1 pseudogene is annotated in these 565 nt (G+C 47.4%); it reads right to left on the bottom strand.

Annotated elements, in window-relative coordinates:
- Positions 1-7: 7 nt before the first annotated feature.
- Positions 8-565, bottom strand: a pseudogene (locus R8N49_RS29345) (MFS transporter); the annotation flags it as partial.

Genomic DNA, 565 nt, shown 5'->3' with positions numbered 1-565 from the left:
TTTAGCTTTATAGGCCCGCAGCCATTTGCTGTTTGGTTTTGCTCGCTGCAAGCAACATGTAAACGCATGTCGCTACCAAAGCCGCAAACAAGTAACCCAACAAGCCGTGTACTTGGCCCATAAATTTGTCTGCGACCACTGGGCCTGCTACTGAGCCTACGCTGTAGCTAAACAGCATGACTTGAGTTGCAGAGACAATAAAGCGTTCATCAAGTCCTTCACAGCCGAGGTTGATTGCCACTGGATATAGAGCAAACGTGGCCATGCCCAATAGGAAAAGCGACGCCGCCAACACTGCGGTAGACGTAGAGATGAACGTCAAACCGATAGAGAAAATACCCAAAATACAGAAGAACGCCATTAAGACTGTTCGGCTCATGTATTTGTTTAATGTGGTCACCATAGGTTGAACCAACATACCGCCAAGGATCACCAACGCCATAAGCGTACCAATGTCTTGGTGGGTAATTTTACGGTTCGCCAATTCAACAGGCATAAGGCCGTAAATCGCACCCAAGGTTAAACCAGATACGACGCAACCGATGATCGCTGCATGATTGAGTTT

It is taken from the genome of Vibrio sp. 1978 (assembly GCF_033344345.1).
This window is presented reverse-complemented; position numbering and strand designations above follow the sequence as displayed.